This window comes from Novosphingobium sp. LASN5T (genome assembly GCF_003856955.1).
In the GTDB taxonomy this organism is placed as follows: Bacteria; Pseudomonadota; Alphaproteobacteria; order Sphingomonadales; family Sphingomonadaceae; genus Novosphingobium.
In genome coordinates this window covers 53647-60724 of the sequence record NZ_RQSI01000025.1, presented here as the reverse complement: position 1 = coordinate 60724, position 7078 = coordinate 53647, and the positions used below count along the sequence as shown (strand labels likewise).

Annotated in this window: 4 protein-coding genes and 1 tRNA gene; 1 reads left to right on the top strand and 4 read right to left on the bottom strand. The window is 64.6% G+C overall.

Annotated elements, in window-relative coordinates; genetic code table 11:
- Window positions 1-364: 364 nt before the first annotated feature.
- The 3 genes from EH199_RS16075 to EH199_RS16065 all read right to left on the bottom strand — a co-directional run bounded on the left by EH199_RS16075 (window position 365) and on the right by EH199_RS16065 (window position 4020).
- Window positions 365-438 (bottom strand) — tRNA-Gly (locus EH199_RS16075).
- Between the two features lie 180 nt (window positions 439-618).
- Window positions 619-3399 (bottom strand): EAL domain-containing protein, encoded by a 2781-nt coding sequence (locus EH199_RS16070; RefSeq protein WP_124810273.1) that lies wholly within the window; start codon window positions 3397-3399, stop codon window positions 619-621.
- Between the two features lie 120 nt (window positions 3400-3519).
- Window positions 3520-4020, bottom strand: coding sequence for a MarR family transcriptional regulator (locus EH199_RS16065; RefSeq protein WP_223806719.1), 501 nt, complete (start codon window positions 4018-4020; stop codon window positions 3520-3522).
- Between the two features lie 314 nt (window positions 4021-4334).
- On the opposite strand from EH199_RS16065, the gene EH199_RS16060 reads away from it, so the two are divergent.
- Window positions 4335-4898, top strand: coding sequence for a hypothetical protein (locus EH199_RS16060; RefSeq protein ID WP_124810272.1), 564 nt, complete (start codon window positions 4335-4337; stop codon window positions 4896-4898).
- A 7-nt stretch (window positions 4899-4905) separates the two neighbouring features.
- On the opposite strand, the gene EH199_RS16055 is transcribed toward EH199_RS16060, so the two are convergent.
- On the bottom strand, window positions 4906-7077 hold the full coding sequence (locus EH199_RS16055) for a CHASE2 domain-containing protein (RefSeq protein WP_124810271.1): 2172 nt from the start codon (window positions 7075-7077) through the stop codon (window positions 4906-4908).
- Window position 7078: the final 1 nt, after the last annotated feature.

The window sequence follows — 7078 nt, the reverse complement described above, 5'->3', positions numbered from 1 at the left end:
GGGTGCTGGTATAGCTACCGGAGCAATCATGTTTTCGTTCGCCGTTTGGATATGGCGGCGACAAATCATCAAATATCCCGAAGACACTTGGAAAGCTCGCCTCTAGGCAATTTGTCCACGCCGCCTAAGCTTCTTCTCTCGGCCATCGACGCGATACTTCTGTCGCCAGAGCTTGCCATCACCAGGATAGACCTGGGGAAAAAGGCCCCCACATTGGGGGCTCCCACATTGCCTGACGCGCGAGAGGCCCCAATTTCCCTGGCTGCGGCCGGATTGCCACGATCGCCGGTAGTCAGCAGGCGCAAAATTGCTCCGGTTTTACGCGGGTTTCAAAGGCACAGGTGGATGTAGATGAACTGAAGTTTGGAGCGGGTGAAGGGAATCGAACCCTCGTCGTAAGCTTGGGAAGCTTCTGCTCTACCATTGAGCTACACCCGCAAAGGCGCTGATTTTACTGGAAAAATATCAGGTCGAGCTGAAACCTTTCCACCTTCGTTTCAAGTTGGAAGCCAACATGGAACGATGGAGGGGGGCTTAGGCGGAAGTGGCGTGCCGCGCAAGTCCGACCTGTCCGTTCCCGCGCCGTCCCGGCCATCGCGCTCCTCGTGCCCCCAGGCGCTATCCCGCATTTGTACCTTGCAGGGGCACGCTGGGAGCCGCGGCCGGCTTGCCGAAGTAATACCCCTGGGCTTCCTCGCAACCTGCGGAGACGAGCAGTTCGAGCTGGCCGATCGTTTCCACGCCTTCCGCCAGCACCGGGATCTGCAGGCTCTTGCCCAGTGCCAGCACGGCTCGGATGATCGCGCGGGCCTGTTCGTTGTGTTCGGATTCAAGCAGGAACGACTTGTCGATCTTGATCTTGTCGAACGGGAACGAATGCAGCGTGTCCAGCGAGGAATAGCCCGTGCCGAAATCGTCCATGGCAACGCTGACGCCCAGCGCCTTGATGCGGCGCAGCGTGTGCAGCGACCGCACCTTGTCGGCAATCAGTGCCGTCTCGGTGATCTCCAGTTCGAGGCGCTGAGGCGAAAGGCCTGTTTCCACCAGTACGCGCGTGACGATTTCCGGCAGATCGGCCTGCAACAACTGCACGGGCGAGAGATTTACGGCGATCTTGTGCTTCTGCGGCCAGAAGACCGCTTCCGCACAAGCCATGCGCAAGACCCATTCGCCCAGCTTCATGATCTCGCCGTTTTCCTCGGCGATCGGGATGAACTCCACGGGTGACACAATGCCGAAGCGGGGATGGTGCCAGCGCAACAGCGCTTCATAGCCGCTGATTTCCCCGTTCTTGAGCGAGTGTTGCGGCTGATACAGGACAGCAAGCTCTCCCCGCGCCACGGCGTGCCGCAGATCGTTTGCCAGTTGGCGACGATGACGGGCGCTTTCGTCCATGCCCTGTTCGTAATAGCAGATGCGCTCGCCCAGGTTGCCCTTGGCCCGATACATCGCGAGATCGGCATTGTTGAGCAGCGCCTCGCGGCCCGTCGCATCGGTGGGGTATATCGCGATGCCGAGACTGGCGCCCACGGCAATGCCGTCCTGCGCGCCGAAGGGAATGTCGAAGCAACGGCTCAGCCGGGCCACGAAATCCGACAGTTCGGCGGGCGAGGAAAAGTGCTTGGCGGCCGCGAATTCATCACCCCCGATCCGCGCCACCGTCTCCCCGTCACCCAGCACGGCCGACATCGCATCCGCGATCCGCTGCAGCAGCATGTCACCGGCAACATGGCCTTGCGTATCGTTGATTTCCTTGAAGCGATCGAGGTCGATGATCGCCAGAGCGACCTGCTCGTCGCGCCGTTCCGCCAGTTCCAGTTCCCGATCCAGCCAGTGGTTGAAGCTGGCGCGATTGGGAAGCCCGGTGAGATCATCGTGCATGGCCATATGCGCGATTCGGGCCTCCGAACGGCTGCGCTCGGTAATGTCCTCAAAGGTCGTCACCCATCCGCCGTTCGGCATGGGCCTGCTGGAAATCGAGACCACGAAATCCTCGCCGAATTCGGAAATCACGGGCGGCAGTTCCGGCGATGCGAACGAGCGCTGGAGCAGAAGCTTCATGTTTTCCAGCCGTTCGTCAGGAACCCGGCCACCCGTTCGCGCCTCCAGCGCAGCCCGCGCCACGTCCTCCAGCGTCCAGCCCGGCTGGCAGCTGTCTTCGGGCAACTGCCAGAGTTCGGCGAACCGGCGATTGCGCAGCATCAGCCGCTGGCTGGCATCGAACAGGCAAAGGCCCTGGTGCATGTGCTCCAGCGCGGCATCGAGACGATGGTGCGCCTCCTTGATCCGGTCCTGGTCTTCCTTGAAGCGCGTCATGTCGCGCGTGATCTTGGCGAAGCCGATGTGTTCGCCCGCGGCATCGACGATCCGCTCGATGGTGACATGCGCCCAGAAGCGCGAACCATCGCGGCGCATGCGCCAGCCCTCGCCGGTAAACTTGCCTTCGGCCAGCGCCTGCGCCAGCGCCCGTTGCGGCGCACCGGCCGCGCGGTCTTCCGGGGAATAGAAACGCCCAAGCGGAAGGCCAAGAACCTCGCTGGCCTGATACCCCTTCAGGCGCTGCGCTCCGGCATTCCAGCTGGCCACCCGCCCGTCGAGATCGAGCATGTAAAGCGCGCAGTCGGAGATGCCCTTGACCAGGATGCTGAACTGCCGTTCGCTAACCTCGATCGCGGCCGTAGCCCGACGCGTGATTGCCCAGCTCCCGATGCACAGCGCCAGCAGCAGCACCGAAACGCTGCCGACCAGGACCGCCATCATGCTGGGGGAAAGCAGCATCGCTTCGGTATGCAGACGGGCGGGAATCAGCCGGATCGCGGCCATCCCGGAAAAGTGCAGGCCAACCACCGCGACGGTCATCATCAGCGCCGCGGCAAAACCCTGCCCCCGTCCACCATGCCGCACCGCCCTGTCCAGCCCGGCGAAAAACGGCACAATCGCGAGCACGAGCGAAAGTGCGACATAAGGCAACCGCCATTGGATGACGGCCGGCATCTCTACTGCCGCCATGCCGACATAGTGCATCGTCGCGAAACCTGCGCCCGCCAGCACGCTTGCGCCAAAGCGGCCGGTTCGCGTGCTTGCTCTCATCGCGAACAGGAACGCGACCGCCATGCTGACGACGACAATGCCGAGCGAACCGACCGTCAGCCCCGCCTTGTACCCCATCACCACGCCGGGATCGTAGCCGAGCATCGCGATGAAGTGCGTGGACCAGATACCGAACCCGGTTACCGCTCCGCCGATCACCGCCCAGTTGCGGGCGCCGCGTCCCTTTGCCACGCGCGATTGGCGCAGCAGGAGGACGGCCGTTACGGTCGACAGGAGGCACACGCCAGCAGCGAGCAGCACGAGGCTGAAATCATGCTGATCGCGAATGCAAAACAGGATATCGAACATCAGGGATCCACTTTCCGGTCGGACAGTGGATGCTTGGCCCATCAATCGTTAAGAACGTGCCAATCTGGCAGTATCGCCCTTTTGGGCAACCAGGTCAGGGATGCAGGATAGAGCTCCCCCTTACTGGCAGTCGCCTTCCATTTCGGCCATCAGCACCGCGCCAAGGTTGCGGGCGATCGTCTTCAGCATGTTCGCCAGGAAAGCGTCCATCGCCGCGTTGCCCTTGGCGGAAAGCCGCACGAACGTCCTGCGCCGATCCTTGCCGTCGTCTTCACGATGCACGTAGTCATGCTCCATCAGATGGCGCAGCCAACGCAGGGCCGTGGTCGGCGGAACATAGGCACCGATGCAGGCGCTGGTGGTGGCGACTTCGCGCTTTTCGTGGCGGGCGATATAGAGATCCAGCAGGATGTCCCACGCCGCCTCGCCGAACAAGTCGGCGGGAAAGAAGCGCTCGCGCCGCCGACGCGCCGAATAGAGCTCGCGTGCCAAAGCCAGATGCGCGCGCGCCGTGCGTTCGGGCAGCGGGGGCGAAACGATGATGTCCCCTTCACAGGCCAGCAGCGGGATACCCATCCTGGCAGGTTCGAGGGCAATTCCTCCGATTTCGAAAGCCTTCATGTCGCAACCCATCCTGACCCCGTGGTTCCCGTCACGGCTCCCGCAGTTCACACCCTGGCCCGGCATCACGCGGCGGGCCGCGAGCGGCTTGCGGAAAGCGCATGAAGAACCACGCACATGCGATGATAAGTGCCAGAATTTCGGGCATTTCGGTGTAAAATGATGTAAATTTGCAAGGCGCCGCGTGGGCGCCACGGCTGCGCGCGCCCACCGACCTATCCCGTCGAGTCCGCAATCTTCCCGATTGCGCGGGCGATCGATATTGGCGATGGATACCATAGCTCCGCCCGACATCCCGAGACGAGACCGCCAACATGCCCGAAGCGCCGCGCGCCAAAACCTTTCATCACCTGCCTGTGTCGCGCCGCCTGACCACGCTGGTCGTTTTGGCCTGCCTTGCCTCCGGCTGCGCCGGTCCGGTGCGAACCCGCTTCGGTGGAATGGCCGCGCCGGAGACGCCGGCCACGCCCTATACCGTGAAGCCAACCGCCATGCCCGAAGACAACGGCGACCGGACGGTCATCGTCAACGCGCTGCGCACCACCGGCATCGGCATCGCCGATGACAGCCGGAACGAGTTGACCGCTGCCTATACCCAGCGCCCGTCGAACGTGGCCGTGCTGGTCGACAACGCGGCCCCGCCGCTTTCTGGAGCCAAGAAGCAGCGCTTCCTGCAATCCTGCCACGACACACGGTATCGCCTTGTCCTGACGGTCGTGGACCACGCCACGGGCACGCTGCTCGGGCGCGGCTGGGCCGAAGAAGATCACTGCCACGGCACAGGCAAGCCCGTGCTGGCCTCGCTCGCTGCCCGCGCTGCGGACATGCTGGTCCATCCCGTGCCCGAAGGATCGGAGCTGTCGTGGACGCGCGACTGAAGCCCACTCAATCGTCAGTGACGAGAGGCAGGCGGATGGTGAACTCCTTCATGCCATCCGGCATCTCGCGATAGCCTACGCTCCCGTTCTGCCGTTCCGCCGCCATTCTCACGAACGCCAGCCCCAGCCCCCGGCTGGCCTCGCCCGCCGCATCGGTGCCGGGCGCGAAGGGGATAAACGGATCGCGCGCGCGCTCCGGCGGCATCGGCGGCCCCTGTCCCGTGATCGAGCAGGCGGCCAGCGCGCCCTCGCGCACGATGCGACATTCGACGGTTCCACCTTCCGGCGCGAACTTCACTGCATTCCCCAGCAGGTTGAGCAGTGCGCGCTGGACCAGGGCCGGGTCCCCCATCACCCACAGATCGTCATCGTCGATACGCTCGCGGATCGCCACGTTGCGCTGGCGCGCGCGCTGCCAGACCAGGTCTGTCGCTTCCGCCAGAGCGCCCGCGAGATCGACCGGTTCCGCCACCACGCGCGCGTTCTCAAGGCGGGCGAGTTGCACGAAATCGTCCGCCAGCTTCAACCCGCGCCCGGCATGCTGGCGTATGCGCAAGGCGGTATCGGCGGTTACCGCTCCGCTATCGCCCGATGTCCGATCCTGCAGCAGCGCGATTACGGCGGAGAACGGCGCGCGCATGTCGTGGCTAAGGAACTGAAGCGCCTCTTCCCGTGCGCGGGATGCCGCTTTCAGCTCGGTAATATCGGCAAAGCGGATGATCGTGCCGATCCCGTCGATCGCCGCGCGCGATAACACCAGCGTCCGCCCATCGGGCAACGTCACCTCGCCTTCGCGCGCGGCCCCGCCCAGCCCGATCCCGGCCAGCAGAGGCAGCAAGGGCTGGTCACGCACCGCGCGCCCGAACAGGCGGTCGGCCGCGATGTTCCCCATCACCACCGCGCCATCGTCGTCGACCACGCAGACCGCATCGGGCAAGCGGGCCAGAATCTCCGCGATGAAGGCGCGCAAGGCACGCAGCTGCGCGATCACGTCATGCAGGCGGTTGGTCTCCACGTTGACGAGGTCGCCACGCCCGGACGCGGGCACCGCTGCGGGGACAAGGTCGGGCTCCTTCTGGAGCTGGACCACTTCGGCGGTCAGGAACTCGCTCACCGCCGCCAGCCGCCGCCAGCCCCACAGCGAATAGACCACCACCAGCCCCAGCAGGGCCGAGCCCGGCGGAATCCACCAGCCGATCGTCAGCAGCAAGGCCACCGACGCGGCCGACACCACGACCAGCCCCGCCAGCGACAGGCGCAGGTTCGTCATCGGCCCGAAATGCAGGAAGGCAAGCAACAGCAACAACACCGGAAGCAGGCTGAACGCCAGCACCCATGGCGTGCCCACATCGTGGTAGAAATCGCCATGCAGCAGGGCATTGAGCATGTTGGCCTGCAGTTCCACGCCCGACATCAGCGTACCGGCTGAAAACGGCACGAGGAAACGATCGCCGAAGCCGGATGCGATCCCGCCGAACAGCAGGACCTTTCCGCGGATCAAGGCATCCGGCACTCTTCCCGCCTGCAGATCATCGAACGACACGCGCCGGAACGCGCCGGGCCGCTGGAACGGGATGATCTGCGTGATCGCCGGCGGATGGGCCTGGTAGGCTTGCGGATCTATGCGCCGGACAAGCAATTCCGTCAGATGCGGGACCGCCCCGTTGAGCCGGGGTTCGAAGCGGCGCACAACGCCGTCGTCATCGAAGTTGACGTCCACCGACCCCAGCCCAGCCGCCGCCGCGCTGATCGGCGGGGGTGGCTTTTGATCCGCCGTGGTCGCCGCGCGGCCATCGGCATCCGGCAAGCCCGGCAGCATGGGAAGATAGACCGGCGCCGCCGCGCGCAACCCTTCCGCTAAACGCCCGTCCTCGGCCGTCGGCTCGATGAACAGGACGTCGTAACCGATCGCAGCGGGCCGTGCCTTCGCCGCCATTTCGAGCGCGCTCGCGTGGACGGAGCGGGGCCAAGGCCAGTTGCCGATCCGCGCCAGGCTGCCTTCGTCGATTTCGACCAGCATGATCCGATCATCCGCATTGGCGGGACGGATCAGCGTCATCGAATCCAGCAGGATATTATCGACCGGCGCGGTCCAGCGTCCGCGTACCGATGCCGTTACCAGCAGGCTGGCCGCGATCACCACGACCAGCCATTCGATCAGCAGCCGGCGATAGAGCATC

What these genes read in the sequence shown, in the direction of transcription:
- EH199_RS16070 (WP_124810273.1), bottom strand. Translation starts at nt 3,399, where the DNA reads ATGTTCGATATCCTGTTTTGCATTCGCGATCAGCATGATTTCAGCCTC.
- EH199_RS16065 (WP_223806719.1), bottom strand. Translation starts at nt 4,020, where the DNA reads ATGAAGGCTTTCGAAATCGGAGGAATTGCCCTCGAACCTGCCAGGATG.
- EH199_RS16060 (WP_124810272.1), top strand. Translation starts at nt 4,335, where the DNA reads ATGCCCGAAGCGCCGCGCGCCAAAACCTTTCATCACCTGCCTGTGTCG.
- EH199_RS16055 (WP_124810271.1), bottom strand. Translation starts at nt 7,077, where the DNA reads ATGCTCTATCGCCGGCTGCTGATCGAATGGCTGGTCGTGGTGATCGCG.